Source organism: Gemmatimonadales bacterium (assembly GCA_036500345.1).
In the GTDB taxonomy this organism is placed as follows: Bacteria; Gemmatimonadota; Gemmatimonadetes; order Gemmatimonadales; family GWC2-71-9; genus Palsa-1233.
Genome location: DASYCE010000032.1, coordinates 32,893 through 58,794 on the forward strand (window position 1 = coordinate 32,893; position 25,902 = coordinate 58,794).

At 66.5% G+C, this 25,902-nt stretch carries 25 protein-coding genes; 15 read left to right on the forward strand and 10 right to left on the reverse strand.

The window, feature by feature from the left end; translation table 11 throughout:
• Position 1: 1 nt before the first annotated feature.
• Positions 2-1,705 carry an amidohydrolase gene (locus tag VGM20_14470; protein HEY4102072.1) on the forward strand — a complete coding sequence of 568 codons (1,704 nt, stop codon included), beginning with the start codon at positions 2-4 and terminating at the stop codon, positions 1,703-1,705.
• Here the strand turns inward: VGM20_14470 and VGM20_14475 are convergent.
• Positions 1,702-2,343, reverse strand: a complete 642-nt coding sequence (locus tag VGM20_14475; GenBank protein HEY4102073.1) for a response regulator transcription factor — start codon at positions 2,341-2,343, stop codon at positions 1,702-1,704. The genes VGM20_14470 and VGM20_14475 overlap by 4 nt on opposite strands.
• Positions 2,337-3,677, reverse strand: a complete 1,341-nt coding sequence (locus tag VGM20_14480) for a sensor histidine kinase (GenBank protein ID HEY4102074.1) — start codon at positions 3,675-3,677, stop codon at positions 2,337-2,339. The genes VGM20_14475 and VGM20_14480 overlap by 7 nt, the downstream gene beginning before the upstream one ends.
• A gap of 60 nt (positions 3,678-3,737) precedes the next feature.
• Between VGM20_14480 and VGM20_14485 the strand changes: the two genes are divergently transcribed.
• From VGM20_14485 to VGM20_14505, 5 genes are all read left to right on the forward strand, one after another.
• Entirely contained in the window at positions 3,738-4,841 is a 1,104-nt protein-coding gene (locus VGM20_14485) for an ABC transporter ATP-binding protein (protein ID HEY4102075.1), read from the forward strand.
• Positions 4,838-5,725, forward strand: coding sequence for an ABC transporter permease (locus VGM20_14490; GenBank protein HEY4102076.1), 888 nt, complete (start codon positions 4,838-4,840; stop codon positions 5,723-5,725). Before VGM20_14485 ends, VGM20_14490 begins: the two co-directional genes overlap by 4 nt.
• Positions 5,722-6,504: an ABC transporter permease gene (locus tag VGM20_14495; GenBank protein HEY4102077.1), complete on the forward strand. Its 783-nt coding sequence runs from the start codon at positions 5,722-5,724 to the stop codon at positions 6,502-6,504. Before VGM20_14490 ends, VGM20_14495 begins: the two co-directional genes overlap by 4 nt.
• Before the next feature lie 32 nt (positions 6,505-6,536).
• The gene (locus tag VGM20_14500) at positions 6,537-7,619 is read left to right on the forward strand and encodes a spermidine/putrescine ABC transporter substrate-binding protein (protein ID HEY4102078.1); all 1,083 of its coding nucleotides are present in this window, start codon (positions 6,537-6,539) and stop codon (positions 7,617-7,619) included.
• A 69-nt stretch (positions 7,620-7,688) separates the two neighbouring features.
• The gene (locus VGM20_14505) at positions 7,689-7,841 is read left to right on the forward strand and encodes a hypothetical protein (protein HEY4102079.1); all 153 of its coding nucleotides are present in this window, start codon (positions 7,689-7,691) and stop codon (positions 7,839-7,841) included.
• Here the strand turns inward: VGM20_14505 and VGM20_14510 are convergent.
• A complete protein-coding gene (locus VGM20_14510) occupies positions 7,831-8,202 on the reverse strand; it encodes a hypothetical protein (GenBank protein ID HEY4102080.1) in 372 nt (123 codons plus the stop codon). The genes VGM20_14505 and VGM20_14510 overlap by 11 nt on opposite strands.
• A gap of 15 nt (positions 8,203-8,217) precedes the next feature.
• Between VGM20_14510 and VGM20_14515 the strand changes: the two genes are divergently transcribed.
• From VGM20_14515 to VGM20_14540, 6 genes are all read left to right on the forward strand, one after another.
• Positions 8,218-10,077 (forward strand): hypothetical protein, encoded by a 1,860-nt coding sequence (locus tag VGM20_14515; protein HEY4102081.1) that lies wholly within the window; start codon positions 8,218-8,220, stop codon positions 10,075-10,077.
• Positions 10,077-11,864 carry a M14 family metallopeptidase gene (locus VGM20_14520; protein HEY4102082.1) on the forward strand — a complete coding sequence of 596 codons (1,788 nt, stop codon included), beginning with the start codon at positions 10,077-10,079 and terminating at the stop codon, positions 11,862-11,864. The genes VGM20_14515 and VGM20_14520 overlap by 1 nt, the downstream gene beginning before the upstream one ends.
• A 136-nt stretch (positions 11,865-12,000) precedes the next feature.
• Entirely contained in the window at positions 12,001-14,493 is a 2,493-nt protein-coding gene (locus VGM20_14525; protein HEY4102083.1) for an ABC transporter permease, read from the forward strand.
• Between the two features lie 148 nt (positions 14,494-14,641).
• The gene (locus tag VGM20_14530; protein ID HEY4102084.1) at positions 14,642-15,655 is read left to right on the forward strand and encodes a hypothetical protein; all 1,014 of its coding nucleotides are present in this window, start codon (positions 14,642-14,644) and stop codon (positions 15,653-15,655) included.
• 3 nt (positions 15,656-15,658) lie between these two features.
• Positions 15,659-16,378, forward strand: a complete 720-nt coding sequence (gene lepB, locus VGM20_14535) for a signal peptidase I (protein HEY4102085.1) — start codon at positions 15,659-15,661, stop codon at positions 16,376-16,378.
• Positions 16,379-16,776: 398 nt separating this feature from the next.
• Positions 16,777-17,292: a hypothetical protein gene (locus tag VGM20_14540; protein ID HEY4102086.1), complete on the forward strand. Its 516-nt coding sequence runs from the start codon at positions 16,777-16,779 to the stop codon at positions 17,290-17,292.
• Here the strand turns inward: VGM20_14540 and VGM20_14545 are convergent.
• Together VGM20_14545 and VGM20_14550 are read right to left on the reverse strand one after the other, a co-directional pair.
• The gene (locus tag VGM20_14545; protein ID HEY4102087.1) at positions 17,289-18,947 is read right to left on the reverse strand and encodes a methyl-accepting chemotaxis protein; all 1,659 of its coding nucleotides are present in this window, start codon (positions 18,945-18,947) and stop codon (positions 17,289-17,291) included. The two genes, VGM20_14540 and VGM20_14545, sit on opposite strands and share 4 nt — an antisense overlap.
• Before the next feature lie 27 nt (positions 18,948-18,974).
• On the reverse strand, positions 18,975-19,181 hold the full coding sequence (locus VGM20_14550; protein ID HEY4102088.1) for a cold-shock protein: 207 nt from the start codon (positions 19,179-19,181) through the stop codon (positions 18,975-18,977).
• A gap of 117 nt (positions 19,182-19,298) precedes the next feature.
• Between VGM20_14550 and VGM20_14555 the strand changes: the two genes are divergently transcribed.
• Together VGM20_14555 and VGM20_14560 are read left to right on the forward strand one after the other, a co-directional pair.
• A complete protein-coding gene (locus VGM20_14555; GenBank protein ID HEY4102089.1) occupies positions 19,299-19,913 on the forward strand; it encodes a hypothetical protein in 615 nt (204 codons plus the stop codon).
• 140 nt (positions 19,914-20,053) lie between these two features.
• On the forward strand, positions 20,054-20,482 hold the full coding sequence (locus VGM20_14560; protein HEY4102090.1) for a hypothetical protein: 429 nt from the start codon (positions 20,054-20,056) through the stop codon (positions 20,480-20,482).
• A 400-nt stretch (positions 20,483-20,882) separates the two neighbouring features.
• Here the strand turns inward: VGM20_14560 and VGM20_14565 are convergent, their stop codons facing one another.
• Positions 20,883-21,890: an HD domain-containing protein gene (locus tag VGM20_14565; protein HEY4102091.1), complete on the reverse strand. Its 1,008-nt coding sequence runs from the start codon at positions 21,888-21,890 to the stop codon at positions 20,883-20,885.
• A 108-nt stretch (positions 21,891-21,998) separates the two neighbouring features.
• Here VGM20_14565 and VGM20_14570 point away from each other — a divergent pair, with 108 nt between their 5' ends.
• On the forward strand, positions 21,999-22,331 hold the full coding sequence (locus VGM20_14570; GenBank protein HEY4102092.1) for a helix-turn-helix domain-containing protein: 333 nt from the start codon (positions 21,999-22,001) through the stop codon (positions 22,329-22,331).
• Here the strand turns inward: VGM20_14570 and VGM20_14575 are convergent.
• From VGM20_14575 to VGM20_14590, 4 genes are all read right to left on the reverse strand, one after another.
• Complete coding sequence (locus tag VGM20_14575; protein HEY4102093.1) at positions 22,328-22,753, reverse strand: prepilin-type N-terminal cleavage/methylation domain-containing protein; 426 nt, start codon at positions 22,751-22,753, stop codon at positions 22,328-22,330. The genes VGM20_14570 and VGM20_14575 overlap by 4 nt on opposite strands.
• A gap of 70 nt (positions 22,754-22,823) precedes the next feature.
• The gene (locus VGM20_14580) at positions 22,824-23,918 is read right to left on the reverse strand and encodes an HD domain-containing phosphohydrolase (GenBank protein HEY4102094.1); all 1,095 of its coding nucleotides are present in this window, start codon (positions 23,916-23,918) and stop codon (positions 22,824-22,826) included.
• A gap of 259 nt (positions 23,919-24,177) precedes the next feature.
• The gene (locus VGM20_14585; GenBank protein ID HEY4102095.1) at positions 24,178-25,023 is read right to left on the reverse strand and encodes an MqnA/MqnD/SBP family protein; all 846 of its coding nucleotides are present in this window, start codon (positions 25,021-25,023) and stop codon (positions 24,178-24,180) included.
• A complete protein-coding gene (locus VGM20_14590; GenBank protein HEY4102096.1) occupies positions 25,023-25,859 on the reverse strand; it encodes a zinc ribbon domain-containing protein in 837 nt (278 codons plus the stop codon). The genes VGM20_14585 and VGM20_14590 overlap by 1 nt, the downstream gene beginning before the upstream one ends.
• Between the last annotated feature and the right edge of the window lie 43 nt (positions 25,860-25,902).

Sequence of the window (25,902 nt, forward strand, 5' to 3'; positions counted from 1 at the left end):
GGTGACACGCGCCCGCCAGGCGGCGCACGCCGCAGCGATGATCCTTCTCGCAGTCGCGATCGTGCCGGCGACAGCCGGCGCGCAGGTCGCAGATCTCGTACTGCGCCACGCGACGATCTATACCGTCGACTCGACGCACCCCACGGCGCAGGCGGTCGCGGTGCGCGGCGGGACGATCGTGTACGTCGGCACCGATGCCGGCGTGCAGCGACTGATCGGTCCGTCGACGCAGACGATCGATCTCGCCGGGCAGTTCGTCTATCCGGGGCTCGTGGACGCGCACGCCCACGTCCCCGCCATCGGCGAGCGCGAGATGACCCTCAACCTCGAAGGAACTCGCACCAAACAGGCGTTCCTCGACAAGGTCGCCGCGGCGGTGAAGACCAAGCGCCCCGGCGAATGGGTCACCGGCCGCGGCTGGATCGAGACGTTCTGGACGCCGCCGGCCTTCCCGACACGGGAAGATCTCGACCGGATCGCGCCGAACAATCCGGTGTGGCTGACGCGCGCCGACAGTCACGCGGGGATCGCCAACAGCGCGGCACTCAAGCTCGCGAGGATCACCGGCACGACGCAGTCGCCGCCGGGCGGAGCGATCAATCTTGATGCCGATGGCCAGCCCACCGGGATGCTGATCGATCACGCGCAGACGCTAATGATCGCGCTCCTTCCCCAACCGACCGAGGCGCACCTCGACAGCGCCTTCATCCTCGCGTCGCAGCGCGAAGTGAGCCTCGGGTGGACGCAGGTTGGAGACGCGCACGGCAACTGGGACGAAGTCGACCGGATGCGCCGACTGATGCGCGCCGGAAAGTTCCAGTTGCGGATCTACAAGGCGATCGACGGCCCCGGCGCCGCTGCCGACAAACTGCTCGCGCAGGGACCCGGTCCGGTCGAACTCGACGATCATCTGCAGGTGCGCGTCATCAAGCTGGTGATGGATGGTGCGCTCGGATCGCGCGGTGCAGCATTGCTCGAACCATATAGCGACGATCCGTCAACTCGCGGGCTGATCACGACCGACACCGTGGCCGTGAAGGCACTCCTCCCGCGCGCGCTGCGTGCCGGAGTGCAGGTGGAAACGCACGCCATCGGCGATCGTGCCAACCGGATCATCCTCGACCTCTACGAACGGGCGCTGAAGGAGGTCCCGCCGTCACAACGGAAGATTGCCGATCCGCGCTGGCGGATCGAGCACGCGCAGATCGTGAGTCCGCAGGACATTCCGCGCTTCAAGTCCCTCGGAATCATCCCGTCGATGCAAGCCTCGCACGCGATCGGCGACCTCTTCTTTGCGCAGAGTCGCCTCGGCACCGAGCGGCTCAAGGGGGCATACGCGTGGGAAACGTTCCTCAAGCTCGGTCTGCCGGTCCCCGGCGGCAGCGACGCCCCGATCGAGCGCGGCGAGCCGATGATCGAGTTCTACGCGGCGGTGGCGCGGAAGGCGCTCGACGGGCGCTCCGGTCCACCGGAGATCTGGCATCCTGAGGAGGCGGTGACGCGCCAGCAGGCGCTCCGGATGTTCACCATCTATCCGGCATACGCCGAGTTCCAGGAGGATCGGCACGGGTCGATCGTGGTCGGCAAGGCCGGCGATTTCACCGTGCTCGATCACGACATCATGACGATTCCCGACGCGATGATTCCGAAGACGAAGAACGTCATGACGATCATCGCCGGGAAGGTCGTCTACCGCGCGCCCTAGGTGAGCAGCCCCGCTTCGAGGACGAGGCGGGTGAGGCCGGCGATGGTGCGGATGTCGAGCTTGTCCATCAGCGATTCACGGTGGGTTTCGACGGTGCGGTGGGAGATGCCGAGACGCGCCGCGATCTCCTTGTTGGTCTCGCCGCGCGCGACGCCGAGGAGCACTTCGCGTTCGCGCGGGGAGAGGACGTCGAGCGGCGATTTCTCCGGCGGCGCCTGCTTTGCCGCGGCGAGCCGCGCCGCGATGCTCGGCGGAAAGTAGCTCTCCCCGTCGTAGACCGCGCGCACCGCGCGCCGCAACTCTGCTGGCGGTGAATCCTTGAGCAGATAGCCGCGCGCGCCGGCCTTGACGCTTTCGAGCACGTATTCCGGCTGATCGTACATCGAGAGGATCAGCACGCGGGTCTCGCTCTCGAGCTGTCGCATCTCCGACGCCACCTGGATGCCGGTCCGCCCCGGCATCGCAACGTCGATCACCAGGACATCGGGATGATCGCGCTCGACGAGTGAGAGGGCCTCGTCGCCGTTGCGTCCTTCGGCGATCACCGACACGCCAGGCTCTCCCTCCAGCACGCGACGAATCCCCTCGCGCACGACCGCGTGATCATCAACCACCGCCACTCGAATGCGATCTACCATCGTGGTTCCTCTTTCGGCGCGCGGATCTTGAGCTCATGCTCCGGCAATTCGACGACGATCTCGACGCCGTGCGGTTTCACATTCACGACCGACACCGACCCGCCGAGCGCGGTGATCCGTTCCCGCATCCCGGCGAGTCCAAGATGGTTTGGCTCGCCGGCATTTGCACCTCCCGCGGGAATGCCGCGGCCATTGTCGCGCACGGCGAGGCGCAGCCGGTTCATTCCGGTCCGGAGTTGTACGGTGACCTCGGTGGCACCGGCGTGGCGCACCACGTTGGCGAGCGCTTCCTGCGCGGCGCGGAAGAGCGCCAGTTCGGCATCGGGCGCGAGCCGCGGTGCGGAATCGGGGAGGTCGACGGTCACCAGTGCGGCGCCGCGATCCTGCATGTCGTCGGCGAGCGAACGGATCGCGGGGATGAGGCCCAGGTCGTCGAGGAGTGCCGGACGGAGATCGTTCATCACGCGCCGGATGCCGCGGATCCCGTTGTCGACCAGCTCAAGGACGTGGTCGAGACGATCACTCGTGGTGGCGTCGGCGCCTTCACGCAGCATGCCGACCTCGAGCTTCACCGCCGACAGCGTCTGCGCCGTTTCGTCATGCAGGTCGCGCGAGAGCCGGCTTCGTTCCGCCTCATGCTGCCGCACCATGAGCGCCGACAGGTGCGCGAGATCTTCGGTGCGGGTGCGTAGGCGCTCGGCGAGCTCCGACAGGACCATCATCCCGAATCCGATGCCGACGGCGAGTTCGAAGAGGATGTCGAGGAAATACCCCCACGCGCCCCACGCGCCGCGGGCGCGGAGGAGCGGATAGTCGAGATGGTGCAGCCCCCAGAGCGCGAAGGCGATCGCCACGAAGCGGGCGCCGGCGGCACCGGTCCGCTGGGCGTAGCGCCAGAAGACCCACCCGGTCCAGAGCGTTGCACCGGCGATGAGCGCCACCATCGGGGCGGCGGCGAGGACGAAGCGATCGAGTTGGTGGATCGCCACCCACGCCCAGAGGAGCGGGAAGAGCGCCACGGCGGCATAGGCCGGCCGCCACCGGGTGTCGCGCGAGAAGACCAGCGCAGCCCAGAGGATCGCCAGCGCGACCCACCCGGTGGCGACCTGGTGCCAGAAGAGCCAGGTGAGGTTGCGGGTGAGCAGGACGAGGATGATCGCGGCGAGGCGGAGGACGTAGAGACCCCAGGCGGCGGCCCACCATGCCAGCCATCGTTGCGGGAGGCGGCGGTAAAGGACCAGCGCCAGCAGCGCGAGACCGGCGGTGATGACCGCCTGAAACACCGCTTCGGCGAGCTCGGGTGACGCAGTGGTCGGCAGTGCGGCCTGCAGCATCACGCCAAACGTGGTGTGGCCGGTGCGTCGGGGGTAGGGGCACGGTAGCTTTTCGGTTCCGTGTCCCCAGTGCCGCTGCTTTCGCTCGATCGGGTGTCGCGCCGGTTTCCCGGCGTCGCGGCCGTCGATCAGGTCTCGCTCGACATCGAGCGCGGCGAGTTCGTGTCGCTCCTCGGCCCGTCCGGGTGCGGCAAGACCACGACGCTGCGGCTGATTGCGGGGTTCGACGAGCCCGATGACGGAACGATCCGCATCGACGGCGCGGTGGTGAACGGCCGGCGTCCGTACCAGCGGCCGATCGGGATGGTGTTCCAGAGTTACGCGCTCTTTCCGCATCTGTCGGTGCTCGATAATGTCGGGTTCGGACTGGTCGAACGACGGGTCGCGCGCGACGAGGCTCGCCGGCGCGTTGCTCATGCGTTGGAACTGGTGCGCCTCGATCCTGTGACGTACGGTGCGCGCCGCCCCGCGGCACTTTCGGGCGGTGAGCGGCAACGGGTGGCACTCGCCCGTGCGCTGGTCCTCGATCCGCCAATTCTCCTCCTCGACGAACCGCTCGCCGCGCTCGATCTCCGCCTGCGCAAGGCGATGCAACTCGAACTGCGCGAACTCAATCGCACCCTCGGCATCACCTTCATCCTGGTGACGCACGACCAGGAGGAAGCACTGGTGATGAGCGATCGGGTAGCGGTGATGTCGGCAGGACGCGTGATCCAGGTCGGCACGCCCGAGACGATCTACCATCGGCCGCGCACCGCCTTCGTCGCGGACTTCATCGGCGACGCGAATCGCTTCCGTGGCGTGGTGCGGGAGCTTACCGAGCGGGATGCCGTCGTCGCGCGCGACGACGGGTCGACCTGGCGCGTCCCGAAAAGCCAGACCACCGGTGTCGGCGCGACGATCGAGATCATGGTGCGGCCCGAACAGCACGACTTGCTGCGACCCGGGACCGCGCCCGGCGACGTGAATGCGCTTCATGGCACGGTGCGCGAAGTGATCTTCCGCGGAGACTCGCTGCATCTGCTCGTCGATCTCGGCGGCGGAGGGACGGTACGGGTGGCGCGCAGGGGCAGCGTCAGTGACGACGCCGATCGGTGGCGCGCTGGCGACGCCGCACTGGTGACGTGGCTCCCCGAGGCGGCGCAACTGCTCGAATCGTCATGACGCGACGCGCGACGATCTTCGCGGAACTGCATCGCAGGCCGCGGATGCACTCGGCGCTGCTCCTCGCGCCCGCCGCAGGATGGTTACTCGTCTTCTTCGCCGTTCCGCTCGGGATCATGGCGACGTATGCCTTCCGGCCGCGTCACATTCTGGGTGGCGTCTATCCCGGCTGGACGTCGATCTACGTCCAGCGGCTCGCCGACCCGATCTACCTCGAAGTGCTGGCGCGGAGCGTCATGCTCTCCGGGGTTGCGACCGTGCTGGCCCTGGCGATCTCGTATCCGATTGCGCTGGTGATCGTCCGAGCCACGCGCTGGCGCCCATTCCTCCTGCTGCTGGTCGTACTGCCGTTCTGGACGTCATTTCTCGTCCGCACCTACGCCATGATCTTCGTGCTGCGCGACACCGGTCCGATCAATCAGCTGCTGCAGTTTCTCGGGATCGTGCACGAGCCGGTGCGGATGCTCTACACCCAGGGCGCAGTCCTCTTCGGGCTGGTCACCGGATTCGTGCCGTTCATGGTATTGCCGATCTACTCGTCGCTCGAGAAGCTCGATCCCGCCTTGCTCGAAGCTGCCGAATCGCTCGGTGCCACGTCGTGGCGGCGCTTCCTTCGCGTGGTGCTGCCGCTCACCCGGCCGGGGGTGATCGCCGGATCACTGCTGGTCTTCATTCCGTCGCTCGGATCGTTCCTCACGTCGGACCTTCTCGGCGGTGCACGAGTGGAACTGATCGGAAACCTGGTGCAGAACCAGTTCACCACCGCCCGCAACTGGCCGTTCGGGTCGGCGCTGTCGCTGCTCCTCCTCCTCGTGGTGCTGGCAGGCGTAATCCTCCAGGTCGCATGGCCGCGGAGTGACCAGAGCGCGGAGCCCTTGCCGTGAGCCGGAAGCTCGTCACGGCGATCGCGATCCTCGGGTACGCGATGCTGCACCTGCCGCTCGTGCTGCTGATCGCCTGGAGCTTCAACGCGTCGCCCAGCGGTGCGCGATGGACCCACGCGACGCTGGGATGGTATCGTGCGCTGTGGCATCGCGCGGATCTGCTCGCGGCGCTGCGGACCTCGCTGATCGTCGCCGTTGTCGCGACGACCGTCGCGACCGTGATCGGGACACTCGGCGCCCTCGCGCTCGGCCGCAGTTCGGGGCGCCGGACGCAGTTCGTCGAGGGGTTTCTCCTCTTTCCGATCGTCACACCCGAGGTGGTGGCCGGGATCTCGCTGCTGATCCTCTTTGCGGCCGCGGGAATCCGTCTCGGCCTCGCCACGGTGATCATCGCGCACACGACCTTCTGCGTGCCATTCACGATGCTGGTGATCCTCGCCCGTCTTCGCGGAATGGATCGGACGCTCGAAGATGCGGCGCTGTCGCTTGGCGCCGATGAATTCACCGCCTTCCGCCGCGTGACCTTGCCGCTGCTGATGCCGGGGATCGTGAGTGCTGCGCTCCTCGCCTTCACGCTGTCGTTCGACGATTTCATCATCACCTTCTTCACCGCCGGTCCCGGGACGAGCACCCTGCCGCTGGTGGTCTACGGCATGGTGCGGCGCACCGTCGAACCGACGGTCAATGCACTGAGTGCGTTGCTGGTTATTGGGACGACGGTGTTGTTGATCGTGGCGCAGCGGCGGATGCGCGACCCTCACGCGACCGGTGCGGCGTAGTGCGTCACGACCGGGTGCAGGGAGCTGGATCAGTGACGCGCCGAAGATTCCTGTCGGCGTGCGGCCGCGCCGGCCTGTCCACTGCAGCGGCGTCGCTGCTCTGGTCGTGCGTCACCCGCCGCGATCCGCCGCCGGCCAACGAGCGCGCAGTCTCCGCCGCGGGGCCGCTCGAGCGCGAGCTCAGGATCTACAACTGGTCCGACTATATCGCGGCCGACACGGTCGCGCGCTTCGAGAAGGAATTCGGCGTGCGCGTCACGTACGACACCTACGAAAGCAACGAGGAGATGGTCGCCAAGCTCGTCGCCGGTGGCGGCGGGTACGACATCGTCGCGCCGTCGGGATATCTCGTGCCAGTGCTGGTCGAAGGGAACCTGATCCAGCCGCTCGATCATGCGGTCATCTCCAACTGGCCGAATCTCCTGCCGCTCTTCATCAATTCGGGCAGCGACCGCGGACGCTACGCGATGCCGTATCAGTGGGGAGTGACCGGCGTCGCGTATCGCCGTGACCTGGTACCCGCGGTGCCATCGAGCTGGGCGGCGTTCGGCGACGGGCGATTTCGCGGCAAGGGGACGATGCTCGATGATGGACGCGAAGTCCTCGGTGCCATGCTCAAGTGGCGCGGCCAGTCGGCCAATTCGACCGACCGCAGCGAACTCGAACCGGCTCGGGACGACGCACTCAGGGTCAAGCCGAACCTCCGCGCATATCTCTCTGCCACGGTGAAGGGACAGCTCATCAGCGGTGACATCGCGATGGCCCAGCTCTGGAGCGGCGACACCCGCCAGGCACAGCGGGAAGAGGGGCGGATCGATTTCGTCGTGCCCCAGGAGGGGTCTTTGATCTTCTGCGACTTCCTGGCGATTCCGCGTTCCGCGCCGAACCGCCGGGCGGCCCACGCCTTCCTCAACTACGTCTTGCGCCCGGAGGTTGCCGCGGAGATCGCGGAGCAGACCGGTTATGGATCGGCCAACGGCGCGGCGGTTGGGCGGATGACGCATCCGGTCGAGCCCCCCGACGCGACGATGCTGGCGCGGCTCGAATTCCAGCGGGATCTCGGGGCGGCCACCGACCTCTGGGATAGGCTCTGGACCGAGGTCAAGGCGGGATAACCGTCGCACCGCCCGACTTTGCGCCGGCGGAATCCGCGGCTAGAATTCGCCGACTTGGAGGAACGGCAAATGGTTTACGTCCTGGGAATCATTTTCGCGACGGTCGGGGCCGGGGTGCTGATCACCGCGCTGACGTTCGTGACGCTGATGCTGACCGCAATCATCCTGTCGATGTTCGCGTTCACTGCTGCACCAATCGTCGACAAGGTGCTCAAGGACTGACTTCACCCTCTTCCACATCCGGATCCTTCTCCGGGGTGGAGGCCTCACGATAGGCGCCTTCGAAGTTGATCCGGGCTCCAACGAGCAATTCATGGAGCCCGCGCACCCTGGTCTGAAGCCCACCGCCGCGGCGCAGCAGCATCCCCATATATCCGAAATTTTCCGCCAGCGCGTTGATGTTGAACTGCGACGCCTGCGCCTTGAGTTCATCGAGGAGGCGGATCAGCGAGCGGATCTGCGTGTCGTCGGCGTGATTGGTCGCCAACTGCTCGACGACGCGCTTGATCCGGTCGAACTTCGGAGGCAGCAGGTCGAGCCACGCCAGCTGCGCCTGCTGCCGCGCGGTCAGTTTGCCAGCCATGCGGTGAAGATAGTGATGGCGGCGCTGCTTGCGACGGCGCGGCCGCTCGCGGCGCAGCAGATCCCGGCGCGATGGGATCTGTCGGTTCGTGGCTCTGCGATGGAAGAGAACGGCGACCTTCGGATCGCCGGACGCTCCGGCAGGATTCTGCTGCAGCACGACGACTCGGCCTTCGAACCGTTGCGCGATCTGCGCATCACGCCGGATTCGATCTCGTTCACCGTGGCGCGGCATCGCCGGTTCGCCGGAACACTGGCCGGCAGCGCGATGCACGGGACGGTCCGCGAAGACGACGGCTCGATGTCGCAATGGTCGGCGCTGCCGATCCCCCCCGGGAGCAAGCGCTGGCCGGTCGCGCCGCGCGTGACGGTACGGCAGCTGGCGGTGGGGACCGCGGCGAAACGCGAGGTGATTCCGGCGGCGTGGATGTCGCAGGTCGCGGATACGCTCCTTCTGCTCCACGAGTACCGCGCCCTCGCGGCGTCGGCAGGCGTGGCGCCCCTCGGTCGCGAGGAGCTTGCCGACGGATCGCGGCGATTGCTCCTCGGTCTCGGTGCCCGCGCGCGCGACGCCGCGGATGCCGTTCTCGATCGGCTGGAGCACCTGCGCGGGCGCGATGATCCATTCCGGCGCTGGTTCGATTGCGGTACGACTCGCTGCATCGACCTGCACGACGCGGCGCTCGGCGAGGCCCGGCACTATCTCCTGCAGTTTTCGCGCGAGAACGCGGTGAAAGCGATGGTTGCGCTCGGTGAACTCGTCCCGGATGCCGACTCGGTGGCAATGCGCGAGTCGATCTGGCGCATGTGGGAAGCTGCACGCGCCGACTCGGCGACATTCTCGCGGCGCATCGATTCGCTCGCCCGGCACGACGAACTATCCGCCAATTCCCTGCGTGCGCTCCTTGCCGGATATGACGACGCGGTGAGGCGATGGCGCGGCGAAGTGACCTGGCTTCTTACCGCGCCGTGGCTCGATACACCGCAGGGACCGCGGTCACCGGCACAGTTGATGGCGGCATTCTGGCAGGTCGATACACTGCCGATTCCCGATATCGTTCCCCGGCATTTCGGCGAGATCCAGGCGATTCCGATCATCGGAGCCGGACACCTCGCGCCATTCCTCCTTCACCCGCGCAACGCCAGCGCCCGGGAATGGCTCGACAGCGGCGGTGTCGCCGAGGCGTTCGCAGCATGGCGGCCGCTGCGATGGGGCGAAATTCCGCTCACCGTCTCGATCGGCGGGCGCGACGAGATCGTCATTTCGCCGGCAGCGCAGGAAGAGGCGCGCCCCGCCGCGGCCATCGGTCCGGCCGACGCCATCGCGATCGACCCCGGGATCATGCCGATCGCCGCCGTGGCGACCGTGCTCCACGAATGGAATCATCTCCTGGCCAAGCAGCGACGGCTCGCGGGCCCGCATCCGCCGGAAATCGTGGTCACGCCGAGCCAGGTCGAACTCCGCGAGGCCGATCCATGGCTCGGAGAGGGCTTTGCGGAATGGGCCACCGACGCAGCGCTTGCGCCTGCCGGCGCGTCGTCGGCATTGCTTCGCCTGACGCAGGCGGAAAAGCGCCTCGCCATCGCGACGACCCATCGTGACGATCCGCACTCGCTCGGGTATGAACTCGTCTCTGCCGCAGCGGCACGTCGTGACCGCGGCGAGACGCGCGACATGCTCGTCCGCCATCTCGACTCGCCGCAGGGCGCCGCGGCGGCGCTGCACCTCAGCGGGCGCGGCAAGGCTCAGCCGCTGGTGCTCGACCGGCCCGCCAACGCAGCGGTCATTCCCGAGATTACCTTCACCTGGGACGACGGCGCGATTTTCGATCTCAGCCGCCGGCTCGTCCTTCCGAAATCACACCTGGAGCAGTGATGTCGCTTCCTCATCGGGTCGCCGCCTTGACGGCTGCCACTCTCTCGCTTGCCCTGACCACACTTTCGGCGCAGCTCACCGTCGCCGAACGGACCCATGGTGCGCGCACCTCGACGCACGCCGAAGTCCTCGCCTTCATCGATTCGCTGCAACACCATGGTGCGAAGATGACGGTCGGCACGCTGGGTGAATCGATCGAAGGGAAACGGATTCCGTACCTGATCCTGGCCCGGCCGATGGTGACGACACCGGCGCAGGCCCATGCGACCGGGAAGCCGATCCTCTACATCGAGGCGAACATCCACGCCGGTGAGGTCGAGGGGAAGGAAGCGGTCCAGGAACTGGCGCGCGACCTTACGGTCGGACATCTCCGCCCGCTCCTCGACAGCGTGGTGATCCTGTTCGTGCCGATCTACAACACCGACGGCAACGACCTGATGGGCCCGAACGACGTCAATCGCGGCGAACAGGAAGGCCCGGCGCTCGAAGGGGTCCGCCCCAACGGGCAGGGCTACGATCTCAACCGGGATTACGTCAAGCAGGACGCGCCGGAAACGCGCGCGTCGCTCGCGTTCGTCACCAAGTGGGATCCCGACCTGTTCATGGATCTGCACACGACCGACGGGAGCTACCACGGCTACGCGTTGACCTGGTCGCCGGGATTGAATCCCAACCACACGCCGACCAACGACTGGGTGCAGGACACGCTCCTCGAACAGGTGCGGCAACGGCTGATCATCCGCGATCACCTCCAGACCTATCCGTACGGCAACTTCGCCGGCGGCAACGGAACGACCGGTGATCCGACCGGATGGAGCACCTACGAATCGTTGCCGCGCTACGGCACCAACCTGCAGGGGATGATGCGGGTATCGGTGCTGAGCGAAGCGATGTCGCACGACAACTTCATGCAGCGGATCACGTCGACCTACGATTTCGTCCTCGAGACAATCCGCTACGCCAATGAACACAAGCTGCAGATGCGCCAGCGCGAAGCGACGAGCGCGGCACGCCGCCCCGACTCGGTCGTGGTGCGCGGCAACGCGCTGGCTTCCTCGCCGCCGCGCATGGACAGCGTGCTGGTCGAGGTGACCAGGATGGTGTCGGAACCACGATCGGATTCGGCAGCGCGCGCCGACACGAAGCGTTTCGCGATTCACGATACAATCGGCGTCTGCACCGCGGGTGGTGCCGGCGGACGGCGCGGTGCCGGCGGCGGGCGCGGGGCGGGAGTTGCCGGGGGCCGGGCGGGTGGCGGCGCCGGACGAGGCGCGCGCGGCGGTGGCAACGACAGCGTCCGGGTAGTTCCCGAGATGACCGGCGTGTCGCACGCGGTGTACATGTCGGTCCGTGATCGCTTTGCCGCGGTGCGGAAGGAAGCGATCCCGTCGGCGTACGTCTTCGATTCGAGCTACGCGAAGGTCGTTCCCCTCATGCGACGCCTCGGCATCCGCGTCGACCGCGTCACTGCGCGATGGACCGGACCAACCGGGCATTTCATGGTCGATTCGGTGTCGCATCCGCGTCCCGGCGACTGGCAGGGACACTGTGCCGCGGTGATCGCCGGAGAATGGACACCGCCGGCACCAGACACAGTCGCCGCCGGAAGCTTCCTGGTCTCGACCAACCAACGCTTCGGCGTCGTGGCGGCGTTCCTGCTGGAGCCGGCATCCGAAGACGGGTACACCTACTGGAATTTCTTCGATGCCGGTCTGCGCGACGGTGCGCCGGCCCCGGTTCGGCGGTTGGTGAAATTGCCGGTACTCCGCACCGCGCCGGTACCATGATGCGCTGATCCCGTTGCACGCGGGAAACGTTGATCGATCACGGCGGCCGGACTCGTGAGAGTCCGGCCGCTTTGTTTCGCAACGAATCCGCCGCTTGACGCGTCCAACAGGAATACTCATTTCGTTGGACCCTGCCATGATCAACCTCAAGTTCGCATTCCGGCTGCTGCTCAAGACGCCATTCGTGACCAGCGTCGCGATTGCATCACTCGCACTCGGCATCGGCGCGAATACCGCGATCTTCTCGCTGTTCAACCAGCTCCTGTTGCGGCCGCTGCCGGTGCTGCACCCCGATCGGCTGGTGAATCTCGGCGCCCCCGGTCCGAATCCTGGAAGTCAATCGTGCGGTCTCGCCGGTGGCTGCGACGTGGTCTTCTCGTACCCGATGTTTCGCGATCTCGAGCGCGAGCAGACGCCATTCACGGGGATCGCTGCGCACGTCGTCTTCGACGCGAACCTCGCGGCCCGGAATCACACCGAAAGCGCCGAGGCGATGATGGTCTCGGGGAGCTACTTCCAGGTCCTCGGGCTCAACCCCGTGATCGGTCGGCTGCTCGGTCGGGACGACGACCAGGCGCCGGGCGCGTCGCGTGTCGCGGTGCTGTCGTACGACTACTGGACCAACACCTTCGGCGGCGATCCCACCGTCCTGAATCAGTCGGTGATCGTCAACGGCGAATCGATGACGATCATCGGTGTCGCGCCGCGAGGCTTCACCGGAACGACGATCGGGTCACGACCGAGCGTCTTCATGCCGATCACGATGCGTGGGATCCTGATTCCGGGATGGAAGGGATTCGACAATCGGCGAAGCTACTGGATCTATCTGTTCGCGCGGCTCAAGCCCGGGATCTCGATCGACAAGGCGTCGGCCGCGATCAACGTGCCGTACCACGCGATTCTCACCAACGTCGAGGCACCGCTCCAGCAGGGAATGAGCGCGCCGACGATGGCGAAGTTCCGCGCCAAGGTGCTCACCCTTGCCCCGGGATTTCAGGGGCAGAGCACCGTCGGGAAGGATGCCAAGGGTCCGCTCACCTTCCTCCTTGCCATTACCGCGTTCGTCCTGCTCATCGCGTGTGCCAACATCGCGAATCTCCTGCTGGTCCGCGGCGCCTCTCGCGCCGGCGAGATGGCGGTGCGGATGTCGATCGGCGGAAGCCGCACCCAGATGGTGATGCAGCTGCTGGTGGAATCGTGCATCCTCGGACTGGTTGGCGGGATCGCGAGCCTGGGCGTTGCGCGCGCGACCCTCGGCGCGATGGCGCATCTGCTCCCCGACTTTGCGGCGCAGACCTTCGACGTCCATCTCGATGGGGCGGTCATCTTCTTCACGGCGTCGCTCGCGATCGGGACCGCGATCGTCTTCGGGCTCTTTCCGGCGATCCACGCCACCCGTCCCGACCTCATCGCCGGATTGCGTGCCAGCACGGGACAGCCCGGCGGGGGACGAGCGGCGGCGCGCTGGCGGAGTACGCTCGCGACTGCGCAGATCGCGCTGTCGATGGCGCTCCTCGGCGCTGCCGGGTTGTTCGCGCGATCGCTGGCGAACATCTCCCGCACCGATCTCGGCGTGAAGATCGATCGCGTCGTCACCTTCGGGCTGTCGCCGTCGCGGAACGGCTACGCCTACCCGCGCACGCTGCAGCTGATGCAGCAGGTGGAGGACCGCTTGCGGCACGAGCCCGGCGTGACCGCGGTGACGAGCTCGCAGGTTCCGCTGCTCGCCAACAGCAATTGGGGGAACGACGTTGATGTCGAAGGGTTCGCCACCGGTCCCGACGTCGACAACAACTCGCGCCGCAACATGGTCAGTCCCGGCTACTTCAGTACCCTCGGCGTCCCGGTAATGACTGGTCGCGAGTTCACCGAGGCCGATTTCCTCGGCGCGCCGAAAGTCGCCATCGTCAACCAGGCCTTCGCGAAGAAGTTCAACCTTGGCGCCAACCCCGTCGGCAAGCGGATGGACGAATCGAGCAGGAAATACGACATCGAGATCGTCGGCCTGGTCCGCGACGCGAAGTACAGCGACGTCAAGGACCAGATCCCGCCGGTCTACTTCACGCCAATTGCGCAGGACAGCGGCATCGGGTCGGCGTCGTTCTACGTGCGCACGTCGCTCGATCCGCGACGGATGGTCGCGACGATTCCCAAGGTGATCGCGGCGATCGATCCGAACCTGCCGGTGGAGGACCTTCGCACCATGCCCGAACAGGTGCGCCAGAACGTCTATCTCGACCGTTTCATCAGCATCTTCTCGGGGGCGTTCGCCGGCCTCGCAACGCTGCTCGCGGCGATCGGCCTGTATGGCGTCCTTGCGTACACCGTCGCGCAGCGCACTCGCGAGATCGGCGTCCGCATGGCGCTCGGCGCCGCCCCGTGGCGCGTGCGGTCGATGGTCCTGGGACAGGTCGCAATGATGACACTGATCGGCGCGGTCATCGGTGTCGGGGCGGCGGTGGCCCTGGGGCGGCTGGCACAGGCTCAGCTCTATCAAATGCAGGGATACGACCCGATCGCGCTGTCACTCGCGGTGGTGACGCTTGCCGCTGTGGCGTTCGTGGCGGGTCTCGTCCCGGCGGTCCGCGCATCGCGGATCGAGCCGACGCGCGCCTTGCGATACGAATAGCCACCCCTGCGTCCCTCTGGGCTCCCGGGCCACGACCCCCCATTTTCCTGCCGCACTCAGCCGCGAGGGAACAATCGGGAAGTCATGGTTCGGGATCGGCGCTGCACTGATGTCGGTTGGTTGTGGCGCATCGCCTTCACCGGCTCCGATGACGCGAGGGGCAACCGGCGCGTCCAGCGTCTACGTGGCGCCGGAGCCGGGCGAACGGCATCTCGCAAACATCCGGCAACTGACGTTCGGCGGCAACAATGCCGAAGCGTATTTCTCCGCCGACGGACGGCAGCTGATCTTCCAGCGGAAGGAGAGCGTCGATCGCAACGTCGGCTGTGATCAGGAATACGTGATCAACATCGATGGATCGGGGATGCACCGCGTGTCGGACGGGAAGGGGCGCACCACCTGCGGATATTTCATCGATCGCGACCGCCAGATCCTCTACAGCTCGACTTTCGCGTTTGATTCGGCGTGTCCACCGATGCCGGATCCCGCCCTCGGCTACATCTGGCCGCTCAGTCACTTTGAGCTCTACACCGCCAACCGCGATGGGTCGGGACTGCGCGCCCTGACGAAGACCGGCGGATACAACGCCGAAACGACCGCCTCCGTCGACGGGAAGCGGCTGATCTTCACGTCGACGCGTGATGGGGATATCGACCTCTATACCATGAACGCCGACGGTACCGGTGTGCGCCGGATCACCAACCGGATCGGCTACGACGGCGGCGCCTTCTTCTCGCGCGACGGCCGCGAGATCGTCTGGCGTGCCGCCTATCCGGTCACCGCTGCAGATTCGGCGGACTATCGCCACCTGCTGGCGCAGAACCTCGTCCGGCCAGCGGCGCTCGAAATCTGGACCGCGCATGCCGACGGGTCCGCGCCGCGCCAGGTGACGCACCTGGGCGGGGCCAACTGGGCGCCGTATTTCTCTCCCGATGGCAAGCGAATCATCTTCACATCCAACTACGAAGACCCGCACGGTGGGAACTTCGACCTCTACCTCGTCGGTACCGATGGGAGTGGATTGGAGAAGATCACCACGTCAAGCGAATTCGACGGCTTCCCGATCTTCTCACCCGACGGAAAGAAACTGGTGTGGATCTCCAGCCGTCATGCCAGGGAACCGGGAGAGATCAACATCTTCATCGCGGACTGGAAGGACTGAGGAATGACGAGCGCGGCGCGTCGCGGAGCATCCATCGCGCGCTGGTTCCTCGAGTGGCTCAAGTCCATCGCGATCGCGCTGGTCGTGTGGCTCTTTCTCCGGACCTTCGTGGTCGAGGCCTTCACCATTCCGTCGGGGAGCATGGAGAACACGCTCCTCATCGGCGATTTCCTCTTCGTCAACAAGTTCCTCTACGGCGCGGAAGTCCCGCTGATCCACACGCATCTTCCCGAGGTTCGTGAGCCGGAGCGCGGCGATATCCTCGTCTTCGATTCGGTCGAGGGCGACGGGATGAAGATCGTGAAGCGACTGATCGGGATCCCGGGCGACACGATCGCCATGCGACACGGCACCGTCTATCGCAACGGTGCGGCGCTCGACGAACCGTACGCCGTGAGCAGCGATCCGATGGGAAGCGCCGATCTGGTGGCCCGGGCGCGGATGCGGGACTGGCAGGTGAAGCATTTCGCCGGACGAGTTCCGCCGCGGTATGACCCCGATCTCCACGACTGGGGTCCGGTCATCGTCCCCCACGACTCGCTCTTCGTGATGGGCGACAATCGTGACGATTCCTACGATGGACGTTACTGGGGTTTCCTGCCGAGGGCGAACGTGCTCGGCCGTCCGCTGCTGGTCTATTTCAGCTACAACCCCGAGAGTCTCCGCAAGATGGCTTTCCTGACCCGGGTGCGGTGGAACCGGCTGTTCACCGTTCCGAGGTAGGATTCGCGCCGCGGCTCATTGCTGCCGGCTGCCGACTTCCCCCGCGCGATCAACGTAGGTCACGACCCGGCCGCAGGTGGGGCAGGTGAGGGTCACCGGTCCGCTGACCGAGTGGCCATCGCACGGGCGGCACGGGCTGCGGTCGACCCCTGCCGCGCCACAACACGGGCACGCCATGGCCCGCCCCTGACGGTCGGCGCTGATCAGGGAGAGAGCTTCATCTGGGCGGAATTCCTTGACGTGGCGACGGCCCAAGGGCAGTCCTTTCCACGCTGAGTGCTGGGGGAGGGACCCTTCCTACCTACGGTATTCCGGCCAATCCGTCAAGAGTCTCAGGTGGTCGTTCTCTTGACGCCACCCCCGCTGGGCGTCTACGTTCGCCGTTTTCGAGGGTTCCTGTGACCGAATTGGCTGCACCCCAGATTTCGTCGCTGATGGAAGCGCTCCCGGGCATTGCCGCGGTTCTGCGGAGCCCGGTTGCCAACGCGATGGTCGCGCTCTGCCGCTCCGCCGCCGGCCTGGAAGAGTTCCAGCTCCAGCATGCGGAGGAATTGCTCCGTTTCGGTGTGCGACGTAACCTCCTCACTCCTGAGGAAGTAGACACCGTCCTCGACGAGCTCCGGGGAGTGGTTGCCAAGCGGCCGCCGAGACCCCCCCCGCCGCCGAAGCCGGCACCCCCCAAGGTCGAGGCTCCGAAGGTGCCTCACCGCCCCAAGGGGATCCAACTCAAACCGGCATCGAAGCGTCCGCCACCGCCGCCGCCTCCTCCGGCCAAGCCGAAGCCCAAGGCAGCGCCGGCGCCGGTGAAGAAGGTCATGGCCAAGAAGGCGGTGCCGGTAAAGGCTGCGTCCAAGGCCGCGCCGGCCAAGCACGCCGCTGCCAAGCCGGCGCACAAGCCCGCGAAGAAGCGCTAGACCCGGAAGCCTTTCACCAGGCGGGTGAGGCGGTCGGCCGTGCCGACCACACTGGTGGCCGAGGCCGCGATTTCCTGCGTCGCGACCGATTGCTCTTCCGCGCTGTCGGTGACTGCTTGCGCGGCGAAGGCATTTCCCTGCGCCGACCGCGCCACATCGGCGGCTGTCGCGGCGAGCTGATCCGCCAGCTCACGATGCGCTGCCGCTTCGCGGGCGACGGTGCCGGCAGCCTGGCTGACCTCTTCCACCGCCTTGACGATCTCCGCCAGCGCGCGGGTGACGCCGCCGGCAACGTCCTCGACGCCGGCGACCCGATCCTTCCCCGCCGACACGGTGTCCGCGACGAGGTGCACCTGCTCCTGCAGCGTCGCCACGGTCTTGGCGATGCGGCGCGCTCCCTCGGCGCTGGTCTCGGCGAGTTGTCTGATTTCGCCGGCGACGACGGCAAATCCGTCCCCGGCTTCGCCGGCACGCGCCGCCTCGATCGCGGCGTTCAGCGCCAGCAGTTCGGTCTGCGCCGCGAGCTGCCCCGTCAGTGACACGAATTCCTGGACGGCCTCCGCCGACGCGGTGAGGCGGCCAACGGATTCGGTCGTCCTGGCCACGACCTCGTGCAATTCGATCAGCGTCGCTGACGCAGCGCCGAGATGAACTTGATGCGTTGCAGCGGTGCGGCGAATCGCGTCGGCGACCGCAACGACGCGCTGCCCCGCGCCGGCGCTCCGTGCGGCGGCGGCTCGAAGGTCGCCGAGCAGGTTATCGCTCTGGCGCATCGCGGAGGCCTGACGCTCGGCGCTGGCCGACACTTCGCCGATCGCGCGCGACACCTGGCGAGCGCTTTCCGACAGCTGGCTCGATCGACCGGAGAGATGCGACGCGTTGTCGGTCAGCGATGCGGACACATCGGCGACGCTTCCCACGATGGCGCGAAGCCCCTGACTCATTTTCTGCACTGATGCGGCGAGGAGCCCGAGTTCCTGCGGCATCTGTCCCACGTCGCTCGGGCGAAGGTCGCCGGAGCCAACGCGCTCGGTCGCTCGGGCGAGGCGTGCCAGCGGCTGGACCACCGCGTTGAGCGTCGCGACTGCAGAGACGACCCCGATTACCAGTGCTGCCGCAAAGAGGATCCAGATGATTTTCCGGCGATCGGCGCTGCGCTGCGCCAGTCTGTCATTCTGATCCGCGGCAGCGACGGACTGCACCGCGGTCAGGGCGCGTACTTCCTCCATCAGCGAATCGGCGGCGGCATTTCGCCCCGGCTCGTCGGGTGCGGCACCGCCCGGTGAACGTCGCTCGAGTTCGCGCGACAGCGTCCCGATCCGACCGACCACGGTGAGTTCGGTACCGGTGAGATCGAACTGCTGATAGGAGCGGCTGGTGACGCGGAGCGACGCGAACGCCGAGTCGAGTCGCGACTGTGCCAGCGAATCGGGACGAGCGGCGAGGACGTCGCCGGCGCGCACGGCAGCGACGACATCATGCGTCATGGTCTGCGCGAGAAGATCCCGCTGCTGCAGCGCAGTGAGCTCATCACGTACCGCATCTCCGAGGGAGTCCATCGCAGAGACCCCGAGAAAGGTCATTGCGAAGACCAGCAGCAGGAGGAGTACCGTCCCCGCTGTTACCCGGCTCCGCAGTGATCGAAGGTCGGTCATCCTGCGGAGATGCGGACGGAGGACAAACTACGAGGCGAGTTTCGTGACGTTGGCGGCCTGCAGGCCCTTCGGTCCTTCGACGATGTCGAACTCGACCTGATCTCCCTCGGCAAGCGATCGGAATCCGCTCGCTGCGATGGCGGAAAAATGGACGAAGACATCCTTGCCACCTTCTTGCGCGATGAAGCCAAAACCCTTCGCGTCATTGAACCACTTCACTGTCCCCTTCGGCATGGCGCTGCATCCTCCCACAGTGGTGGAACGAAACCCCGCACTAACGATGCGACCCCGTGGCGCATCGGGCAAGACTGGGGTCTGGGCTGCGGGGCGGTCCCACACTATCATCCCAAGATGTCCGTCCCCACCGCGCTCGTCATTCGTACCTTCAGCGACCACGCCGAGGCGCTGGCCCACTGCATTGTGCGGGCCGGGGACGCGCCACGGATCCTGGCCTACGACGACACGGTGGGATGTCCCGTCGAACAGTCGCTCGCTGCGCTCGAGTGGACCCGGGTCGTGGGGCTTCTCCCCGACGACGACCTGCTCCACGCCGGCCGGCTCACCAGTGAAACCGCGGCTGCAGTTGTCGAACGCAAGACCGCCGACGGTCGGCGCTGGGTCTTCCTCGGACCGCGCCTTGATGCGCCGCCGGTCGACCCGTTCGAAGGCGAACTGATCCTCGACGAACCAGGCGTGATGGGAATTGCGTTTGGAGAGCGGGCGCAGGCGCTGGCGCATTTTCTCCGCGCAACTGGGGGCGCCGGCGCAATGATGGCTCAACTCGGCCGGCGCGCCCCGGAATTGCGACACATGCGGCGATGGCTCGCGCCGATCATTCAGGAGCTCGACGGCCCGCGCCGCTTGATCGCCGGGTGGTTCGCGGCGTCGTCGGGAGGGGCACTCTTCATCGGCGACGAGGGAGCCGACGCCACACACCGTTATATCGAGGTGGGAATCGATTCGTGAAGCAGATGATTCGCTGGACTGCTGCAATGCTGATTGGCATCGCTCCGATCGCCGCGGCATCCGCCGCTGCACAATCACCGACGGCAGACATCCTCCAGCCGGGAAAGCTCACTCCCGAAAAGAGGACGTTGCGCGACGACATGCTGATGCTGCGCGACTCGCTTGACCTCATTGCCGGGATCCATGCGCGCGTCATCCGCGCCCAGGCGTCGGGGATGACAGGGGTGTCGCTGTCGGCGGGTCGGCAACTGCCCCGTGCCTGTCGCGCCGGCGCCGTCGGCGCCGACCGTGACACACGCCTGATATCGTCGATGCACACCAATTCGCCCGCCGGGGATCAGGCGCTTCATCAATATCGCGCCGCTCTGGACACCCTCGGCACCGCCCTCCGTGCCTGCGAGCACGACGGTAGCACGCTCATGGCCAACGCGAAGCCCGATTTCGCCAGAATCGAATCGATTTCCGAGTCGGCGGTCCAGGCAATCCGCATCTACGAGGGCGTTCGCCTGATGCTGGTGCGAAAACTGGACATCGATTTGCCCGTTACTGGCAAAATGTTCCGAGGATAGAGCCGCTCAACCAGCTGTGGGTATGTTGATCAACATCTCCACAATTCGTGGACAAGGTCCGGAAGTCGCTCTTTTGACTGCACTTCGAACCCACAGCTGATCCGCATTAAGTGAGCTAACCCGAATAAAATCAGGCACTTGCGCGATTCTTGCTTGTCGGTACCTTGGGTTTGGTGGTACCGATGGGGCGTTTTCGCGCGTCTCATCCTCTCCGATCTGGCGCCTCGGAGAGCCGTGCGAGCGAGTGGTCCGCGAGCCGCTCTGACCCGTAGCGCCCATGTTGTCGCAGCGCCCCCGAGCGTCGCGCCTCCATGCGAAGCGGTCGATCAGTCAACCTGGTCGGCCGTTTCTTTTTTTGTTCGAACTAATTCCTTGATGGTAACGAAGCGACGGCTGACGTTCAGCCGGTGGCGTCATCGTCAGTGCGTCCTCGGCCAAAATCCGCGGCAATTCGTACCAGCCAGCGGTTGTCGAGCTGCCAGAGCTTCTTCGATGCGACGCGCGCGTTCTCCGGAAACACGTCGACCGACTGATACGCTTCGACGATGGACGCGGTCTTGGCGCTCGCATCGTCCGCGAAATGCAGGATCTCGGCTTCGAGCGTGGCCGGCTGCACCGGCGAGCCGTATTCGAGCCGCCCGTGGTGCGCGAGGATGAGATGCTCGAGGAGCATCGCTTCGTCGAGGGTACACGGCGACGGATCGACCGACTGGACAGCGTCGCGCAACTTCATCACTCCCTGGACCACGTGGCCGATCAGCCGTCCGCGCTCGGTCGTCTCGAAGACACCGCCGTCCCAGCGGTACGCCTCGAGCTTGCCGATGTCGTGCAGCAGCACGCCCGCGAGGACCAGTTCGAGATCAGCCTTGGCGACCCGGGCAATCTGCATCGCGATCGCGAGGACCTCGCACGTGTGCTGCAGCAATCCGCCGAGCCGGGCGTGGTGGCCGGTCCCCGGTGCGCCGGGGCACTCGCCGTATCGTGCGCGGAACTGATCGTCGGCGTAGAAAAGATCGAGCACCGCCCTGATCCGCGGGGCAGTGAGCTTGTCGCGCGCGTCGTCGATGAACTGCCAGTACCGATCCACCGGACCGACGCTCGGAACGAGATCGGCAAGCGGAATCGCCCCCTTTGGCAGCGGACGGACCGACGCAGCATCGAGCTGCACGCCGTCGCGATACGACGTGATCTTCCCGACCACCTGGACGATGTGGCCCTTGACCACGCCGCGAATGATCTCGTCGCGCCCGGCCCAGAACGGCGCGGATTCGATCTTTCCTGAGCGGTTGCCGAGCACCAGCGTGGTTCGGGGGTGGTCGCCGCCCTTGGCGACGACGTCAAGCACCAGAAACGCGTGATGGACCTCGGCTCCGACCGTGAGCCCGGGGATATCGAGCTGGGGATTCATCGTGAGGAGACCATGAAGCCCTGAAGCTAATTCGTGGGGGAGATCGCCTGCGCGGTCGCGTGGCAATCCGCCCTGACGGCGGTCGGGGCTCGACGATAGCTTCCGGCGATGCATCCGCTGCATATCCAGCTCCTCGTGTCCGACCCCGATCGCGATGACGTGACCGCGCTGCGCGACGCGTTGCAGCGCGCGGGGCATGTGGTGGTCGATCACGAGGTCGCCACCGTGCCCGATGGGGTTGCGGCCGGTGCGGACTTCATCATCGCCGACGCCGCCGCACGCCCGAGTCCGGAACGCCTCGACTCGGCCGAGGCACGGCACATCGCCGCCGTGCTGCATTTCACTCGTGGCAACAAGCGCCAGGCCGCCTTGTTGCTTGGCATCGCCCGGTCGACGCTGCTCGCCAAGATCCGCCGCTACCACTTGCCATCGACCGACTAGTACTCGAGCCGGCCGAGGCGTGACAGGACGATTCGTCGCTGTGCCGAGCCCTTCCCGATCACCAGGGTCCGGTTCGCTGCACCGACGGCGATTCCCGCCGGGCCGAATCGAATCGGCGCACCGACGCCGCTCAGGGTGATGCCGTCGCGATGCGATCCGGTCTCGTTCCACGCCGCGATGGTGTCGGTTCCCTGCACGACGCGAACCGCATAGACGGAATCGGAGAGTGCAACGATCGCCACGCCATCGAGCCTGACGGCGGCGCCGCGTGCCGCGTCAAGCAGCGTGACCACACGCTGCGTCGCCTCGTTGGTCGTGGCGGCGTCGGTGATCGACGCCAGGCGCACGAAACCGAACGCCGCCACAATTGCGGCGACCGCCAGGGTGAAGATGAGTTCGATCAGGACCATCCCGCGTTGCATGACGCCAAGGATGCGCGGTGGTCCCGGCGATCAGGGTGCCCGATCGCGCGAGGGAGGGATCTCTTTGTGCCTACTGCAGCGATTCGCGCTCGTCGAGGAAGACCAGCGTCTTGCGCCGTGCGACCACGGCGGCGAGAGCGCGATGCACATCACCATCGATCACGGTGCCGGTGAGGTCCCGCATCCGTCCCACCGCTTCTTCGGGCGACATCTTTTCCTGATACGGCCGCGCGGTAGTGAGCGCATCGTACACTTCGGCTGCGCCGAGGATCCTGGCGCCGATCGGGATGGCGTCGCCGCTCAGTCCGTCGGGGTAGCCGGTGCCGTCGGCGCGCTCGTGATGCGACCGGACGTAGCCGATCACGTCGCGCAGGTGGGTGAGCGGCGCGAGGATCTGTGCACCGATCGTCACATGCGAGCGCACGTGCTCGAATTCCTCTTCGCTGAGCGGTCCGCGCTTCCCGAGGACCGATTCGCGAATGCCGATCTTGCCGATATCGTGCAACCGGCCAGCTGTCCGCACCAGTTCGACCTGTTCGTCGTTGAGCCCCAGTTCGGCGGCGACCATCGCGGAGAGATCGGCGACGCGCGCCGAATGCCCGCGGAGATAGGGATCCTTCGCTTCCAGCGCATTGACGAGCGCTTCGAGCGTCGCGACGGAGATGCGCTCGAGATTGCCGCGTTCACGACGGAGTTCGGCACCGCGCTGGACGATCTCGCGCTGCAACCACGCTTGCGTTTCCGCCTGCTCGATCAGGTCGCGCCGCCGCGCCAACGCTCGCGCGATGGCGCGCTCCAGCTCGGAGAGGTCGACCGGCTTGACGAGATAGTCCATCGCTCCGCGCTGCATGCAGAGCGCGGCGGAGTGAGCGTCGTTGACGGCGGTGAGCATCAGGATCGCGACGTGCGGTTCCTTGGCGATCAATGTCGGCACGAGATCGAGTCCGGAGCCGTCGGGAAGGCGCACATCGAGAAGAATGCACGAGACCTTGCGGCGCGCGAGTTCGCCGAGCGCCCCCGCAGCAGAATCCGCGGTGACCACTTCATGCCCGATGCTGGTCAGAAAGCGCTGCAGCGTCCCGCGGACCGGTTCTTCGTCATCGACGACAAGCGTCGTGACCAGCGAAACTTCGCCTGGCGCGGTCGAGGTGGATGCTGAATACATCATTCCTCCGAGAGCGGCATCACGATCCCTGCGGGAGCAGCAGGGAGACCAGCATCAGCTTCGTTGCGCCGACCCTGGCGCTGGAATCTTTGCAAGAGGCGTTCCCACGGCCGGGCGCGGCGCCATGGCCGCGCCACTGCCCCGATGACGGGGCAGAGCGAAGCTTCAGTACCGATTCATGGGTATCGGCTCCAACGGGCCGGGATGGAAGGTTGCGACTGGGCCGCGAATCGCGAGGGGCCTCGACCTGTCCGGTCGGTTACACGCCTGCAAAGTCGACGGCGACCCGCTGCGGAATGATCCCCGCGTCGGCGGCGCGGTCGAGGAGCAACTGGACGGCCGCGCGTCCGCGATCGCCGTAGTCCACCGTCCACTGATTCACGTACATGCCGACGAAGGTGTCGGTGCGCTCGTCGGAAATGCCCCGGTTGAACTGCCGCGCGTGATCAAGCGCGCGTTGCCGGTGCTCGAGTCCGTAGACGATGCTGTCTCGCAGGTCGCGCGCGACCTGGTCGATGATGACAGGACCGAGGTCGCGGCGGACGGCGTTGCCGCCGAGCGGCAGCGGGAAGCCGGTGTCGTGCAGCCACCACTCGCCCAGATCGGCCCACAGCTGCAGGCCGTCATCGGCATACGTGAGCTGGCCCTCGTGAATCAGGAGTCCGAGATCGACCTCGCCGCGATGCACCGCGTCCTCGATCTGGTCGAACGGCACCACCACCGCATCGAACTCGGGCTGATAGAGTCGCAGCGCGAGATACGCCGTGGTGAGCAGCCCCGGCACCGCGATCCGGCGACCGCGGACGCCATCGCGCGGGTCGCCGGCCGGCGCGTCGCGACCGACAATGCGCGGCCCGTATCCGTCGCCCATCGATGAGCCGCTGTTGAGCAGCGCGTAGTCCTGCGCGATATACGCGTACGCGTGAATCGACACGGCGGAGACGTCGAGCTCCTTGCGGCGGGCGCGCTGATTGAGCGATTCGATATCGGACAGTTCATGCTCGTAGCGCAAGTCGCCGGTGTCGATCTTCCCTTCGGCGAGTGCGTAGAACATGAAGGCGTCGTCCGAATCGGGTGAGTGCGCCACACGGATCGTCCGCGGCATCAGTGTGCTCCGTCCCCCTGGCGATACTGCTGCAGCAGCGCCAGATGTTCGGTGTATTCCGGCCGCTGCTTCTTCATCTCGGCGTCGAAATGGGAGCGGAATCCCGCGCGGGCACTTTTTGCGGCGGCGGAATCACCCGCAAATCCGGCGACGGCCGCGCGGATGTAGTAGCCGAAGAGATCGTCGGGTGCGAGTTGCATGATGGTATCGGCGAGCGCCTTGGCGTTGTCGAACATGCCGACCTGCGCCTCGAGGATGGCGGCGTGGAACCGGGCGTCGATGTCGCGATCGCCGGCCGGGAGGTTGGCGTAAGCGCCGAGTGCCATCGGAGTGAAGGTGATCACCGTCGCAGTGTCGCCCTTGTCCATCGCCTGCGAAATCCGGTCGACGAGCCGGGTGTACTGCTCCTTCGGCGTGAGACTGGAGATATCGGGGGCGCGCCCGGCCGGTGCGTTGGCGGTCGGATCATCCGCGACACCCTGCACCGCGTTGCCGGCATTGGCCATCGTCGGCACCACCGGCGCGTTGCGATGCCGCGCCGCGAGGACCACACCCACGATCACGACCACGACCAGCAACCCGGCGATCATCCACGGCGTGCGATCGCCCGCGGGGAGCGGAACGGCACCTCCGCGTCCCGGCCACGTCGCGCCCGGCGCCGGTCGCGCTCCGCCGCCGGCCGGTGCGCCGCACTTGTGGCAGAAGCTGGCATTGGGTGAGAGCGTGGTTCCACAGGCCGAGCACGTGGCGGCGCCAAGCGGCGCTCCGCAGGCGGCGCAGAAATTACCGCTCGCCGCGTTGCCGCAGCGAGCACATGTCGTCGGGGTCGGGGTCACCTGCGCTCCGGATCAGTCCCGCCGCTGTGGCGGGTGCCGCCCA